The sequence below is a fragment of the Nocardia sp. CWNU-33 genome, assembly GCF_046764895.1.
Lineage (GTDB): Bacteria > Actinomycetota > Actinomycetes > Mycobacteriales > Mycobacteriaceae > Nocardia.
The window spans coordinates 167,449-182,315 of the sequence record NZ_JBKOQN010000006.1; the positions used below are offsets into that span (position 1 = coordinate 167,449).

Consider the following 14,867-nt stretch of genomic DNA (forward strand, 5'->3'; position numbering starts at 1 on the left):
CTACTTCAGGCCGGGATTCTCGGCGTACACCTCGCGCAGCACGGACAGATCGAACAGCTGGTCGGCCTTGATGTCGATCTTGGCGGTGCGCAGCGCGGCAATGTTCTGCTCGATCAGGTGATCGGTCATGCTCAGCAGCCCGTTGGCCGTCGTGTCCTGCGAAACCACCAGACCGTTCTGCGCGATCGCCTCCTTGGTCTGCTCGGCAAGATCGAGCTTCTGATCCTTGCCATACACCTCGACGGCCAGTCTGGCCGATTCCTCCGGGTTCCCGATGGCGTCCTTCCAGCCCTTGATCTCGGCGATCAGGAAAGCCTTGAGCTTGTCGCGCTCCTTGTCGATGGTGGACTGCTTGACCGTCAACGTCTCGGCGACCAGCGGCAGGTTGTAATCGGCGAACAAGAAGTGGTTGTTCTCGAATCCCTTGGCGGCCAAGGTGATCGGCTCGTTGGTCACATAGCTGACCCAGCCGTCGACCTCGCCGTTGGCCAGCGGGGTCGGATCGAATTGCGCGGGCACGATAGTGACATCGCTCGGCTTCATACCGTTGGCGGTCAGCAGCGCACCGAAGATGAGCTGGTTGGTGTCCTGCACACCGATCCTGCGACCCTTCATGTCCTGCGGCGTCTTGATCGGCTTCGCCGCGGAGCTGACGATCGCGAAGGGGTTCTTCTGATAGGTGGTCGCGACGATTTTCGCGGGCAGGCCCTCCAGGACCGCGGGTGCGGTGGTCTGCGGCGCCGAAAGGCCGAGCCACACTTTTCCGGTGTCGAGCCCGGCCTCCACTGAGGTGCTCGCAGCGCCGCCCGCGATCAAGTTGACCGACCCGAAACCGGCGTCCTTGTAATAGCCCTTCGAATCGGCGAAGTATTCACCGGCGAATTCGATGTTCTTCAACCAGGAGAGCTGGACCGCGACGGTGCCGTATTTGGAACCGTCGTCGATCGAGCCGCCCGATGAGCTGGTGGAATCGGAGCCACAGGCGGCCAGCAGCCCGGTGCCGCCCAGCACGGCTCCCGCCAGTGCGGAGTAGCGGAGGAACGAACGGCGGTCCAGGTGCTGCGGCCCGAACGAGGAGCGTTGCGCGGGTGTCATGCGCCGAATCTAGGTCGATTCCGTTTCGATTTCTTTACTTTGAGGTTCCGAGCGTTGATTTGCCCGAATTTGCGATCAACGGCGACCGGCTTCCGGCCCGAATCGGGCGAGCACGAGATTTTCGATCACGCCGACGATCGCGTACAGGATCACCGACACGATGGTGACGATGACGATCGACGCCCACAGCTTGTTGTACTGGAATGTCGGGATGGCGCGGATCAGGCTCGCGCCGAGACCGGTGCCGCTGCCGAGCCATTCACCCAGTAGCGCGCCGATCAGTGCGCCGGGCACCGAGATTCGGGCCGCGGCGAACACCGAGGGCAGCGCGGCCGGGACCGCGACCATCCGCAACCCGGTCCAGCGCGAGCCGCCGTAAGCGGTCACCAGGTCCATCGCATGCTGTGGCGCGTTGCGCAATCCCGCCATGATCATCACCAGCGCCGGAAAGAACACCACGATCGCGGCCATCACCGTGACACCGGCGAGCCCACGCCCGAACACCAGCACGATGATCGGGGTGAGCGCCACCAGCGGCACCGACCGCAGCAGCATCGCGACCGGCAGGAAGGTCTGCTCGACCGCCGCGAACGACACGAACAGCGCGGCGACCACCAGCGCCGCCCCCATCCCGAGCCCGAACCCGATGGCCGCATCACGCAGCGTGATCTGCAGATCGTCGAAGATCGCCTGCCGCGCCGTTCCCGCGTTATCCGAGGTGACGAGGTATTTCCAGATATCGCTCGGCGTCTTGCCGACCCGCGGCCCGACCTGCGGGAAGGCCTTCAGGAAGACATACCAGATGGCGAGCATCAACAGCAGCGAGGTGAACAGCGGGAACAGGAAGCGCCCGATCCGCCGCAGCACGTCGATGGTTCCCGCGGCAGCGCCCGGCCGCGCCGCGCGGGTGTCGGCGATGACCGCCGGGGCGGGGGTCACGCTCGGGTTCCGGTCGTCGGCTCGGTCGCTCACCGGGCCTCCTGTGTCGTCCACGGCGCGACCAGCCGGGCGGCCAACGCGACGATCGCGTAGCCGAGTCCGGCCAATGCCGCGGCCGCGAGTGCCATACCCCAGGTGCGCGGCACGTTGTAGGCGGTTTGGGCGGCGGTCAGCGCGACTCCGATGCCGCTGTCCACGCCACCGAGGTATTCACCGATGATCGCGCCGAGCACCGCGGAGGGCGCGGCGATCTTCAACGCCGCGAACGTATTCGGCAGCGCGGCGATCGCCTGCACCCGATACAACTGTTGCCAGCGCCCGCCGCCGTAGGCACGCACCAGGTCGAGGCTGGTCTGGTCGGCCGAGCGCAGACCCGTCACCGTTCCGACCATGGTGGTGAAGAAGCAATACATCGCGGCGAGGAACACCGTCGGGGTGCGACCACCGAAGACCACCAGGATGATCGGTCCGAGCGCGAGCAGCGGCGTGCAGTAGCTGAGGATGGCCAACTGGGTGGCCAGCGGTTCGATCGGCGGAATCAGCATGATCAGGATGGCCAGCCCGATGGCGAGCGCATTACCCCACACGAAGCCTTTCAGCGCACCCCATGCCGTGATCCGGAAGTTGGGGCCGTAGAGCGCCCAGCCGTCGTTGTACATGGTGTCCAGCACGTGCCACGGGCTCGGAATGGTGCCGCCCGCCACATCGAGCGCCGCGAGCAGCCACCAGATCGCGATCAGCCCGACGATGCCGAGCAGACCGCCCGCGCGTTTCATGCGACGCCGCCTTTACCCGACTTCCCGAACAACAGCTCCGAGAGATAGTCGTGCAATTTGTGGAACTCGGGGGTCCGCATCATCTCGGGGGTGCGCGGGCGCGGCAGATCGATTTCCACCAGCTCGAGCACACGACCCGGTCGCGGACTCATCACCGCGACCACATCGGAGAGGAATACCGCCTCCGCGATGCCGTGCGTGACCATCAGCGTCGTCGCGGGCTTCTCGGTCCAGATCCGCAGCAACTCCAGATTGAGGCGCTGCCTGGTCATGTCGTCCAGCGCGCCGAACGGCTCGTCCAGCAGCAGCACCGTCGGCTTCACCACCAGTGCCCTCGCAATCGAGACTCGTTGCCGCATACCGCCGGACAGCTGCGCGGGCTTGGCCTTCTCGAAACCGTCCAGCCCGACCAGCCGGACCAGGTCGGCGATCTGATCCGGATCGGGTTTGAGACCCGCGACCTGCAGGGGCAGCTTGATATTGGACTCCACCGAGCGCCACGGCAGCAGCGCCGAATCCTGGAAGGCGATGCCGAGCTCGTGGTGACCGCGCAACTCGGCGGGCGTCTCACCATCGATGAGCGCCTTGCCCGCCGTCGGCGTCTCCAATCCGGCCAGGATGCGCAACACCGTCGACTTGCCGCACCCTGACGGCCCGAGCAGCGAAAGAAACGCACCCTGCTCGGTATGCAGGTCCACCGAATCCAATGCGTGCACCGTGCGCCTACCGACGCGGAAGGTCTTCGTCAACCCGCTGATGTGGATGCCCGTCCCGCCGCTGGGCTCCTGCTCGCCGGTATCGCTCGCCGTGCTCATATAACAAACCCTAGGAGCAGGTCGTTGCACGGATATTGCGAATCGCCACCCCAGATTGCGCAATCGTTACGCGCGGCGCGTTCGGGCCGTTGTTCGTTCGAATCCGGCTGAACGGAATACCGCCGTGCGGATGAGAAACCGCCCGGCGACGGTTACACCGGTCGTGAACCCGATTTATGCGCTGCTCGACGCCAAGCTGCATATCGCAGGCTCGGAGATCCTGTGGCGCGAGGTGATCGGCAACGGCTTCGGTTTGGCCTCGGCGATCGGTGGCATGCGGCGGCGGGTCTGGGCCTGGCCCATCGGGATCGCGGGCAACACGCTGTTGTTCACGGTTTTCGTCGGCGGCATTTTCAACACACCCCAGCACTTGAATATGGCGGGCCAGGCCGGCCGCCAGCTGATGTTCGTCGCGGTCAGCGTCTACGGCTGGTGGAGCTGGTATCGCCATGCCCGCATCGAAACCGGGCTGGAGCATCGCGGCGTCGATCCGCGTTGGGCGAGCACGCGGGAGCGCTGGCTGCTCATCGCGGCCATGCTGATCGGCACCGCCGTCTTCGCGCAGCTCTTCGCCCTGATCGGCTCCTACGGGCCGTGGGCCGAAGCGTGGATCTTCACCGGCTCGGTGCTCGCCACCTACGGCATGGCCCGTGGCCTCGCCGAATTCTGGCTCATCTGGATCGCCGTCGACCTGGTCGGGGTGCCGCTGCTGCTGAAGGCCGGCTACTACCCGTCGGCCACGTTGTACCTGGTCTATGCGGGCTTCGTTGCCTGGGGCTTCGTCGTCTGGGCGCGAACGTTGCGTCCTGTCGTCGAGCCGACGCAGCAGCATGACGCGGTGCCGCTCACGCGTCTTCAGTAGCCGCAGGAGCTTCGCCGAACCCGCCGACAAATTTTCTTCTCCAACTCCGATGAGTCTGCACGCCGGCGCAGGTAAGTACTCGCGAAACCCCTTCGGAGGAGGAAATTCGCGATGGACATGACCGTCGGTCAGCGCTGGGTACTGGCGCTGACCTCGCTTTCCGCATTGATGATCACGCTCGATTCCCTGATCGTCACCACGGCGCTGCACGCGATCCAGCTCGATTTACACGCGTCGATCGCCGAGCTGGAATGGACGATGAATGCCTACACCCTGAGTTTCGCGGTGCTGCTGATGGCAGGCGCGGCGCTCGGCGACCGCTTGGGCCGCAGGCGGGTACTCGCGGCCGGCCTGATCGTATTCAGCGTGGCCTCTGCCGGCTGCGCGCTGGCACCGAGCCTGGGCTGGCTGATCGCCGCGCGAGCCGCGCAGGGCGCGGGCGCCGCAGCCGTGCTGCCGGTGGCCATGGCGTTGCTGTCGGCCACGTTCCAGCCGGAGCAGCGGACGCGGGCGCTCGGATTGTTTGCCGCCGTAACCGGATTGGCCACCCTCGGCGGCCCACTGGTCGGCGGAGCGGTGGTGCAGGGCTTGGCCTGGCAATGGATCTTCTGGCTGAACATCCCGATCGTTGCGGTGCTCGTCCCGCTGGTGCGCATGCGGCTTACCGAAAGTTTCGGCGCCGCACGCACAGTGGACTACCTCGGAATTGTACTGGTGAGCGTCGGCGCGCTCGGGTTGGTGTGGGGCCTGGTTCGGGGCAATGAGTCCGGTTGGGCCAGTGCCGAAGTAGTCGGCGCGTTCGTCGTCGGCGCGGTGGGGCTGTTCGGGTTCGTCCGCTGGGAGTTGCGCACCGGCACACCGCTGATGCCGATGCAGTTCTTCTCGTCCCGAGCCTTCTCCGCAGGAAATACGGTGGGATTCTTATTGTTTGCCACGGTCTTCAGTGGCGCGTTCTTCTTCGCCCAGTTCCTGCAGGTGGTTCAGCAACAGGGTCCGCTCGGTGCCGGCGTCCGGTTGGCGCCGTGGACGGTGACGCTGTTCCTCGTCGCGCCGGTGGCGGGCAAGCAGATCAACAGGTTCGGCGAACGCCCCCTCATCGTCACCGGATTGCTCATGCAGGGTGTCGGTTTCGGCTGGATCGCGCTCATCGCCGACCCCGATCTGCGCTATCCGGCCATGATCGCGCCGTTCGTGATCATGGGTATCGGCGTGTCCATGGCGATACCTGCGGCGCAGAGTGCGGTGCTGCGTGCCGTGCCGATGTCTGCGGTCGGGGCTGCGTCGGGCACCTTCAACACCCTGCGCCAACTCGGCGGCGCTTTCGGCATTGCCGTGCCCGCAGCGGTCTTTGCGGCAGCCGGCGGGTTCGGATCGGTGCAGGCATTCAGCGATGGATTCGCCGCGGCGATCGGAACGGCGGCGCTCCTCTCGCTCGCAGGTGCGGTGATCGGCCTGCTGATTCCCGGCGGTGCGCCGGTGGCAGCGGGTCTGGCCGAATCATCGAATTCGGTAGGCGCGCCGGCCGCCGCGGGTGGCCCGGTGTCCGCGAACTCGCCGGTCCCCGCTGATAGCACGGGGACCACCGCATGACCCACATCGACCGACGGGAACCGAGCTCCGGCTCGGTAGGTTGTGCACCTATGACGATCGGTGCGGATTTCGCGGCGCGGACGATGCCCTACCGCCCGGAGCTGCTGGCGCACTGCTATCGCATGCTCGGCTCGATCCACGACGCCGAGGATCTGGTGCAGGAAACCATGTTGCGCGCCTGGCGGGCCGCGGACCGCTTCGACGAACAGCGCGCCTCGATGCGCACCTGGCTGTACCGGATCGCGACAAATGCCTGCCTGACCGCGCTCGAGCAGCGCGGCAGGCGGGCACTGCCCACCGGGCTCGTCGGACCGAGTGCGCAGATGCCGAGCCGCCCCGAGAAGCACTCCGAGATCTCTTGGCTGGAGCCGATTCCCGATGCGCTGCTCGGCACGTCGGCCGACGACCCGGCGACCGTGGTGGCCGCACGCAGCGGCATCCGGCTCGCGTTCATCGCGGCTCTGCAGTATCTGCCTGCCCGGCAGCGTGCCGTACTGATCCTTCGTGACGTGCTCGCCTGGTCGGCGGCCGAGGTGGCCGACCTCCTCGAAACCTCCCCCGCCGCAGTCAACAGCGCGCTGCAACGCGCACACGCCCAACTCGACAAGGATGCCCCGATGCTCGATCGAATGTCGGAATCCCTGAGTCCGAACGAACGCGCGATGGTCGATCGCTACATGTCCACCTTCGGCAATGCCGACATGGACGAATTCGCCAAGCTATTGCGCGACGACGTGACGCTCGAAATGCCACCCGCCCTGGTCTGGTTCGCCGGCCGCACCCATGTCGTCGAGTTCTACGCCGCCAGGTGCGCAACGGACCCGACCCAATGGCGCGCCATCCCGACCGCAGCCAACACCCAACCCGCCATCGCCTACTACCTCCGCGACGAAACCGGTTGCTACCGTCCGCATTCCATCCACACCTTCACGCTGAAGGACTCGGTGATCCATCGAATCACCGTCTTCGTGGACCCAACCCTCTTCCCCCGCTTCGGGCTTCCCGCGGTCTACTGACCGCTGACGTCACCAATCGCAGCGGCGACACCGACGCAGCGCGCCCCGCCCGTGCGTTGTTCGCGCCGCAGACCCGAACACACGAAGCCCGGAAGCAGGGCGGGATTACGCGGCGTTCAGTGTCTGGTCAGAGGAGCCGGAGGTGGGCCGGACTGTCCGTGCGTTCTCCGGCGATCTGGAGCGTGTCCTCGGTCGATCGCGGGCGAAGCCCGACGAGTAGACAGGGTGCGGGACAAGCGAATTCCCCACCCGCAGCCGATGCCCACAAATCGCCACTATGGTCGGATCTATGGATGACGAAGTATCAGTGCGACTCGGGACCGCCGCCGACGCACGACGACACTTCGACGCGATCTGCCAGCTCTACGACGCCGCGTTCTCGCAACCGCCGTTCGTATGGCCGGACACCGAGTCGCAGCACCACCGGGAACTACTGACCGGCATGATCGGGTCACCGAACTTCGGGATCGCGGTAGCCACCGACGCCGCGGACGCCCTGATCGGATTCGTCTACGGGACAACGCTATCGACCACCACCGGATGGTGGAAGGGATTCCAGCAGCCAGTACCCGCCGAGGTGACGACCGAGTGGCCCGCCCGCACCTTCGCCGTCATAGACCTCGCCGCCGACGCCGCAGCGCGAGGGCACGGTATCGGACGCCGCCTGCTCGACACCCTGCTCGGCAGCCGTACCGAGGAACGCGCGACGCTGGCGGTACAACCGCAGGCCGATGCCAGCCACGCCTTCTACCGAGCGATCGGCGGATGGCACCTGATCGGACGCCAGGACACACCCGGAATGCTGTCTCCCGAATTCGATATCTACATCTGGGAATTGGACAGGCCGTAGTCGTTCATCAGGTCATCCAAATGGCGGACACACAACGCGTCCGCCCACGGCGTCAGATCCGCCCGCGCGCCCGCGATGATCCCCGACAGCCGGTCCGAGCGGCACGACGCTGCCAGCACGGCCGCTTCCCCGATCACCTGCGCCGCCTCATCGATCTCGCGTCCCTCGACGGCTGGCGGTCGTCGGCTGGCACAAGCCGTGCGACGCCCACAGGCCGGCCGCGTCTCGCCGACAGCCTGAACCATCGCACGGTTCGGGTCGCCGTCGACGCCGACCTCGAGGAACACGTCGACGCCACCTCCGACGAGGTGGACTAGGGGACCTTCTTCGATTGCCACGTGCGCAGACCAGCTACGCAGACCGACAGGTTTGGTTTACCAGCCACCGCGCCCGCTGAGCATCAGCTCAATCTCAACAACCCGCCGCTCCAACCGCGCCGAATGAATACCATCGGCAGCCGTCCGAGCCGCCCTGATCGTCTCCTGCGCCGCGTCGAAATCCCGGTTCCGCGCATACGACTCCGCCAACCAAGTCTGATAGAGCGCGACCTCCCGCGCTCTATCCTTCGGATAGCTGTCGATCGCCTGCTGCAGCAGTGGCCGGGCGCGCGACGGATCGCCAAGTTCAACGAAGCACCGCCCCGCCATCACATTGATTTCGGCCCGGTCCACCCAGTACACCCATTCAGGTTCCTCAACGCCAGCTATCCGACCCTCGTAGGTGTCGTCCACGATGTCGAGGGCACGCATCGCCCCGTCACGGTCACGGGCGCGCGCCGCGGCCCACGCCATTCGCTCGGTCAGCAGCGCGGCCACCACCGGCGTCGCCCCGTGCGCTCCTCTGACCGCGGTCCGGGCAAGAAGGACTGCGTCATCCGGCTGTCCGACGTTCGCGATCTGATAGCTCAAACTCGAGAGCAGTTGTCCGGTGAGTACGCGATCCCCTGCCTGACTGGCCGCTTTCGCTCCGTCCAAGTAGGTGTGTTGAGCGCGCCCGTAGTACCCGGCATCGCTGGCGACCCAGCCGACGAGCTGTGACAGCTCACCAGCCGCTATCAGGAGGCGACGGCCGATGTCGTCGGTATAGCTGCATTCGTTGATGACCGTTCGGAGGTCTTCGAGTTCCTTGATGACGAGCGGAAACAGGTCCCTGCCGCCGACCGTGTCGTCGAGATGGCGAAGGTCGATGACGCGCTGCTCAACGTCGTCCGCGAGCGAACGCCCAACCCGGTGCCCTGCCGCTGAGTGAGTGACCGGGGCGGAATCGGACACCAGCCACTCATGAGCCAGACGGATCGGGTCATCCGGCGGTGCCATCAAGGCTGATATGGGGATGTTCAACGCCCGCGAGTAAGCAACGATGTGCTCCGGCTTCACGTCCCGCTGATCATTCTCCAGCATCCCAAGCATCGATTTGGAGAAGTGAGTCCTGGCCGCGACAGCCGACAGGCTGACCCCTTGCGATTCGCGGGCCAGCCGAAGCAGAGAGCCGGGGTTATCCATGGATCTGCGGTACCGATCTGTGGACGTTTGTGGACGCTGAACTTGTTCTGTGTCAAGCCTTCTGGCACGAGACTACTACTCAGTGCACGTCAGCGGCGTTTCGCTCGAGGATCCCGACGCCGTGCACTGCGCCCGCAGCCTCGGTGTCGGCCAATTCCCGTGCCCAACATCGGGCACGCCGACGTTTGAGGCCGGGCGCGCCCATAGCCGTCGAAACACGGGAGGTCGGCCGATGCCGAGCCAAGAACTGCCGAAACGCGCCGGGTTTGTCGGGCCGCATGGGCCGGTCCGTTGCGATGTGCCGACTTATGTGATCGGGCAATACCTCGAGGCCCTCCAGGCATGGGTGCCCCCTGTACGGCCCGGTGGCGGGGTGTCAGGTCCTCCGCCATCGGTGCCAGCGACGCCGACCGGGGCGGTGCAATGAACCTTGTCTGTCGAACTCATCGAACCCGTTGCGGACGGCTCACGCGAATGGGAGCCCGGCACACTGCCTCAACATGCCGATGTCCCGGTCTCAGCCACCGACCTCAGCACCGACCGCGACCCAAGGGATTGAACTCAACGGAGCACATACCTTTTGGGGATACCCCGATGTCCCGTTGCATCTTCTATCGGCGGGTGTGTGACCTGCCCGCGACCGTCGACCCACCGAGCTTGGGTCGCATCATCATGAAAGCCACACACGTCGGAGGGCTCACGATGCCCGCACCACTGGGCCAATCGGTCAAACACGACATGGGTCGACGCGGAGCCGCTATCGGCCCGATCCTGTCGCACCCACGGTCGAACAGATGGACCTTCTTGATCCGACCCGACATACCCGACGATGTGCCGCTCTTCGCTGATCTGTTCCGCCACAACGTATCTGTCATCCGCGACGGCGGAACAGTGGCGCTACCGTCACCGACTACGCAATCCGGAGCCATCAGGCAATGGATCGAACCACCACATGACACCTTCCGCCCCTCCGGCCTTCTCGTCATCGAATCGGTTCGTGCGTGCGTGGGACCGGGCCGGGTGCGGGCGGTGTCGTATGCCTGAATGCGGTTGCGGCCCGTGGGTCAGCCTGTCCCATTGCGGCGGAAATGGTTTCAGCGCAGACGGCGCACTGATCAAGGTGATATGCCCCCAGCACTCGTGCCGAAAATGGGTGTCGCTGCTCGATGGCCGCATCGAGATGCACACCGGTGGCGATCCGCTGCAACGGTGCCGATGGACAGATGTCCGGGTGAAAGATGACCGTGAGGTGTTAGGGATCGCATGGCCGGATAGTGCCCACCGCCGACCTGCACAGGCATCCACCGAACCAGGCGTGACCGTCGACCTGTCGAACAGCGAACCCCATGACTGCTAAAGCGATCGGGCTGTTAGTTCTCGATGTCAGCGGCCCGCACCTGTTGCGAGACGGACGGGTCATCACCGATTTGGCCAACCAGCGCGGCTACACCCTGGCCGGGCTGGTCACCATCGCTCACGACACATTCATGCCGACGACACTTATCGTCGCGACAGCGTGCCGCAACGGTGCGTCGACGATCATCGCGCCGAGCGTCGACCACATCAAGCACAACGCCCGCGCCATCGCCATAGCGTGCGACCTCATCACCCCGACCCACCGCATCCCCTGCACATCCCCTGACCGACGAGGAGGCATGTCATGAGCACACCAGATGGCGAATACAAAGCTGCCCTCAGAGAGTTCCGGCGCGCCTCGGATGCGTTTCATGACGGGGGCCTTCCCCCGACCGGTCCACTCGCGTATGCGTACAACGCGGCTGCGGCACGCCTGAAAGGGGTGGCGTCTCACCGCTGCGACACCGACGAGCCGACTAGATTCGATGCGCCATGACATCGGATAGCCAGGACGAGGGGAAGCCAGTGGACGACGATCAGATCGGTTTCGATATCGAATTCGACGAAAGAACCGAAGCGTTTTTGGATTGGGTTGCTCCAGAACGCATGGAATCGGAAGTGCAAGCTTTCCTCGCTAGGGTCGCTCCAGATTTGAGCGATGATTCGCAGTGGTGGAAGCCGCCGCTGTCGACTCAAATCATGGAGACGTCGGCGCAGTTGTTCAGTGACTGGGCTGGATTTCTCGCACCCGAAAATCGTGAACTCGCTGATGGCTTGATTCGGTTTCTTGGGGAATGCTGCATACGGCGACGTGCCGGTATGACATGGACGAACAGTCCTGGGTCAGGCGCACCGTTGTATACCGATTTCGGCCCCGCAGCACACTTCGCTGACAGCGGCCTTGGCTGCGAGCTGATGCCGCTGGCGAGTGAATTGTTCGAGGAGCACTTCGGCCCCAAGGGAGTCGAATACAGCATCCGCATGGCAGGAAAGCCTGCCTGACTAAGAGGCAAAAACGGGGGGCGTTGTGCCCGACGAATACGACGATTTCCGTCGAAGACTGTCCAACTATGAAAAGGGCCTATACTTCGAGCTTGGCCGGGCACATGAGCGGGGCGAAACCCGTGACCGAGGGTGGGTTCGCCAATTCACACTCAAGATTGGCAAAAACATTCGTGTGCCGGATTCGGCACGGACTGAGGGGAAGGGCACTCGAGGTACAGAGCGCAAATCGGGCCGGGTCAACGAACGGGAAACGCTGAGGCAACTAAAGACTGAACGGGAATTACTTGTTTCCGGCCAGTTGACGCGTAGTCAGTGGGAGACCGTTGCTGGCGAGAAGATGCCGCGCGCTGTCCTCAGTTATATGCAGCAGATGGGTCGAGACTTCCCAGGCCGGTTTCAGCACGAGATCGTTTCCCGCGCCGATGCATTGCGGGCAATACAGCTCGACCAATCCCTGGCGGGTAGGCAACTCGAATTAGTCCGACCATATGAGTTGCAACGGGCCGAGCGTGCTCGTCAACGGCTAGAGAAGATACGTGAAATTGTTCGGGTGCGTGACGAGAAGGCCCGCGAGAGAGCCGAGAAATTCCAGCGCATGCAGCAGTTCCGTGAAGCTGCCGCACGCGGTAGGGCGGATGCCACTGAGCGGGCTGAGCGCGACCGACAAGTGCGAGAGCAGGCCACGCATGCCAAGGCGCGGGACGTGCCGGAAACCGAACGTGCACGGGTTGAACGCGAGGCTGCTGAACGGGCGGCGCGTGAATTCCCGGTACCCAGCCAGCTCTTCGGGCGGGAATCCACCGACGGCGGGGAAGGTGTACACGACAAGGCACGGGCTGAACGTGAGGCGGCCGAGAAGGCTCGGGAGCAACCCGACCGGGCACGGGAGGCAGCCGAAGCAGCGGAGCGGGTCCGTCTACACCGAGAAGGCTTTGCGGCGCAACGCGAACGTGCCGAGCGAGCGGGCATCTTGGATTCGGTACGCGTTGTGCAACTCCAGTGGAATCAGCCGGGGGAACAGCGTCAGCCGGAATCGCTGGATCGGGCAGTAGCCGACGGCAATCGTCATCACAACGAAGCCAGGGAACGCGAACGTGTCAAGGAGCGAGAACGTCGGCGCACCCTTGGACGCGAACCTGGCTAGAAGGGTTGGTGTTGCCCCCTGAGACGGCGAAGCCCCCTAAAGCATCGCTGACCACCTGCCGCAGTGGTCCCCGCAGCGTCGAAAGCCGCACGCTTTCTCGGGATTACCTCCGCCGCAGATGCCAGGAGGAGTGCGGATTCCGACAGGGGGTGCGGTTGCCAGTGATCGGGATGGTGCGCGGCGGCGTCGACGAAGAGCTCACCGAGAACGGCGGCGACATTGGCCGAGCGGTCGAAGTGGTAGCCGAGTTCACCGGCGTGGCCTGCGAACATGTACCAACAGCCCGGGGACCGTGTGGCCGCCGAGGCTGTGCCGAAGAAATCGAAAGCCGTCCAGAACCGCGCTACACGACGTCCACCCGCACGCCTGCGGCGCGGATCGTCGCGATGGCCGCGGGATCGGCATCGGAATCCGTGACGAGCACGTCGATCTGCTCGATGCCACAGATCCGGGCCAGCGCGGATCGTTCCAGCTTGTCGGCGGTGGCAACCACCATGACGTAGCCGGAACGGCGCACCATCTCGGTCGTCACCCCGGCCTCGTCGATATGCCGGCACTGCGCGCCACCCTCGGCGGAGATCGCATTCACCCCGAGGATCAGCGCATCCAAGCGCAGCTCGGCCAGGGCGCGCTCGGCCAGCGGCCCGTGCAGCTCATAGGACTCCCGGCGCGCCACCCCACCGAGGCAGATGGTGCGCAGATGCGGACGCAGCACCATCTCGCCGGCGATGTTCAATGCGTTGGTGACGATCGTGAGCTGATCGCCGCCGGCATTCGCCAGATCGGCGCGCCCCGCCAACGCCCGCGCCACCGCCGTGGTGGTGGTGCCGCCGTTCATCCCGACCACCGCGCTCGGATTGACAAGTGTCGCAGCATGTTCGGCGATCCGCTGCTTGGCCTCGCCGCCGGTCTGCCGATAGCGGGCGGGCAGATCGTAGGCAACGGTGGTCGCGACGACCCCACCATGCGTCCTGGTGGCCAGCTGCTGTTCGGCGAGCGCGGTGAAGTCGCGGCGCACCGTCGCCGGTGATACGCCGAGACGTTCGGCGGCTTCCTCCACCGAAAGCCGCCCCGAGTCGGCGAGCAGCTCGAGCAGCCGATTCCACCGCTGCGGCCGATCAGTCGGTCCGGTCATCTCACCCGATCCCAGTCGAGCGGACGACCTGCTGTTTTTCCAGGCACGCGAACAATATGACCACAGGCACGCTGCCGACCGTAGAGATTCCGGACGGCTATTGCCAAGCCTGGTGACAACCGCTCGGCCACTCTCATCCCTTTCCCGGCGTGGCCCGCAGCCCGTCCAGCACGATCTCCACCACCCGATGGACGGCCTCGGCATACGACTCGTTCGATCGGGTGTAGATCTGCAACGTCATCAGTGCGGCCACGTCCTCAGTCCGAATATCCGCGCGCACGGCTCCGGATGCCTTGGCCTGCTCGGTCATTCGCTCGACGAGGTCGACGACCTTGCCACGCACTTCGCGCAGCCTCGGGTCGGCCTGGATCTGCGCGTGCAGCGCCGGCTCGATGGCCGCGGCAAGTCCGCCCACCTTTCGTTCGGCGCATTCGTGCAGGAATCGGCGCAGTGCGGGCCACGCGTCGACCTCCTCCTGCCAGGAAGTGGCGGCGGTCTGCGCCAGGTCGGCGAGGTAGGAGTGGGCAGTCGCGGCAATCAGCGCGTCGCGGTCGGGGAAGTGTCGATACAGCGTGCCGACGCCGACGCCCGCGCGGTCGGCGATCTCTTTCATGGATACGTCGATGCCTTGTTCACGGAATGTCACCAGGGTCGCCGCGATGATCTGTTCGCGATTGTTCCTGGCATCTGCCCTCTTCGCCGGGGTCGTGGCACTCACCTCCCACATTAAGTGGACGAAATCCTTCCGCTTACCGTACCCTCTTCTAAACGGACGAAATTCG

General features: G+C 65.1%; 15 protein-coding genes. 7 read left to right on the top strand and 8 right to left on the bottom strand.

Annotation, left to right across the window (positions count from 1 at the left end; all coding sequences use genetic code 11):
- From ACLMAL_RS10265 to ACLMAL_RS10280, 4 genes are all read right to left on the bottom strand, one after another.
- The gene (locus tag ACLMAL_RS10265; RefSeq protein ID WP_411998824.1) at window positions 1-1,095 is read right to left on the bottom strand and encodes an ABC transporter substrate-binding protein; all 1,095 of its coding nucleotides are present in this window, start codon (window positions 1,093-1,095) and stop codon (window positions 1-3) included.
- Between the two features lie 75 nt (window positions 1,096-1,170).
- Window positions 1,171-1,908: an ABC transporter permease gene (locus tag ACLMAL_RS10270; RefSeq protein ID WP_328412458.1), complete on the bottom strand. Its 738-nt coding sequence runs from the start codon at window positions 1,906-1,908 to the stop codon at window positions 1,171-1,173.
- A 155-nt stretch (window positions 1,909-2,063) separates the two neighbouring features.
- Window positions 2,064-2,810, bottom strand: coding sequence for an ABC transporter permease (locus ACLMAL_RS10275; protein ID WP_328406714.1), 747 nt, complete (start codon window positions 2,808-2,810; stop codon window positions 2,064-2,066).
- Window positions 2,807-3,625 carry an ABC transporter ATP-binding protein gene (locus tag ACLMAL_RS10280; RefSeq protein ID WP_328406715.1) on the bottom strand — a complete coding sequence of 273 codons (819 nt, stop codon included), beginning with the start codon at window positions 3,623-3,625 and terminating at the stop codon, window positions 2,807-2,809. Before ACLMAL_RS10280 ends, ACLMAL_RS10275 begins: the two co-directional genes overlap by 4 nt.
- A gap of 163 nt (window positions 3,626-3,788) precedes the next feature.
- Between ACLMAL_RS10280 and pnuC the strand changes: the two genes are divergently transcribed.
- From pnuC to ACLMAL_RS10300, 4 genes are all read left to right on the top strand, one after another.
- Window positions 3,789-4,487, top strand: a complete 699-nt coding sequence (gene pnuC / locus ACLMAL_RS10285; protein ID WP_411998995.1) for a nicotinamide riboside transporter PnuC — start codon at window positions 3,789-3,791, stop codon at window positions 4,485-4,487.
- A 111-nt stretch (window positions 4,488-4,598) separates the two neighbouring features.
- On the top strand, window positions 4,599-6,077 hold the full coding sequence (locus ACLMAL_RS10290) for an MFS transporter (protein ID WP_411998825.1): 1,479 nt from the start codon (window positions 4,599-4,601) through the stop codon (window positions 6,075-6,077).
- Window positions 6,078-6,127: 50 nt separating this feature from the next.
- Window positions 6,128-7,093 (top strand): sigma-70 family RNA polymerase sigma factor, encoded by a 966-nt coding sequence (locus ACLMAL_RS10295; protein ID WP_411998826.1) that lies wholly within the window; start codon window positions 6,128-6,130, stop codon window positions 7,091-7,093.
- 289 nt (window positions 7,094-7,382) lie between these two features.
- Window positions 7,383-7,943 (top strand): N-acetyltransferase family protein, encoded by a 561-nt coding sequence (locus ACLMAL_RS10300; protein WP_411998827.1) that lies wholly within the window; start codon window positions 7,383-7,385, stop codon window positions 7,941-7,943.
- Here ACLMAL_RS10300 and ACLMAL_RS10305 read toward each other — a convergent pair.
- Both ACLMAL_RS10305 and ACLMAL_RS10310 read right to left on the bottom strand, forming a co-directional pair.
- Entirely contained in the window at window positions 7,916-8,230 is a 315-nt protein-coding gene (locus tag ACLMAL_RS10305) for a hypothetical protein (protein WP_411998828.1), read from the bottom strand. The genes ACLMAL_RS10300 and ACLMAL_RS10305 overlap by 28 nt on opposite strands.
- 87 nt (window positions 8,231-8,317) lie before the next feature.
- Entirely contained in the window at window positions 8,318-9,445 is a 1,128-nt protein-coding gene (locus ACLMAL_RS10310) for a helix-turn-helix domain-containing protein (RefSeq protein ID WP_411998829.1), read from the bottom strand.
- A 1,346-nt stretch (window positions 9,446-10,791) separates the two neighbouring features.
- On the opposite strand from ACLMAL_RS10310, the gene ACLMAL_RS10315 reads away from it, so the two are divergent.
- The 3 genes from ACLMAL_RS10315 (at window position 10,792) to ACLMAL_RS10325 (ending at window position 12,950) form a co-directional block, all read left to right on the top strand.
- Window positions 10,792-11,109, top strand: a complete 318-nt coding sequence (locus ACLMAL_RS10315) for a hypothetical protein (protein WP_411998830.1) — start codon at window positions 10,792-10,794, stop codon at window positions 11,107-11,109.
- A gap of 217 nt (window positions 11,110-11,326) precedes the next feature.
- Window positions 11,327-11,803 carry a hypothetical protein gene (locus tag ACLMAL_RS10320; protein ID WP_411998831.1) on the top strand — a complete coding sequence of 159 codons (477 nt, stop codon included), beginning with the start codon at window positions 11,327-11,329 and terminating at the stop codon, window positions 11,801-11,803.
- Between the two features lie 25 nt (window positions 11,804-11,828).
- On the top strand, window positions 11,829-12,950 hold the full coding sequence (locus ACLMAL_RS10325; protein WP_411998832.1) for a hypothetical protein: 1,122 nt from the start codon (window positions 11,829-11,831) through the stop codon (window positions 12,948-12,950).
- 343 nt (window positions 12,951-13,293) lie between these two features.
- Here the strand turns inward: ACLMAL_RS10325 and ACLMAL_RS10330 are convergent, their stop codons facing one another.
- Window positions 13,294-14,085: a DeoR/GlpR family DNA-binding transcription regulator gene (locus tag ACLMAL_RS10330; protein WP_328406727.1), complete on the bottom strand. Its 792-nt coding sequence runs from the start codon at window positions 14,083-14,085 to the stop codon at window positions 13,294-13,296.
- Between the two features lie 133 nt (window positions 14,086-14,218).
- On the bottom strand, window positions 14,219-14,803 hold the full coding sequence (locus tag ACLMAL_RS10335; RefSeq protein ID WP_411998833.1) for a TetR/AcrR family transcriptional regulator: 585 nt from the start codon (window positions 14,801-14,803) through the stop codon (window positions 14,219-14,221).
- Window positions 14,804-14,867 lie beyond the last annotated feature (64 nt).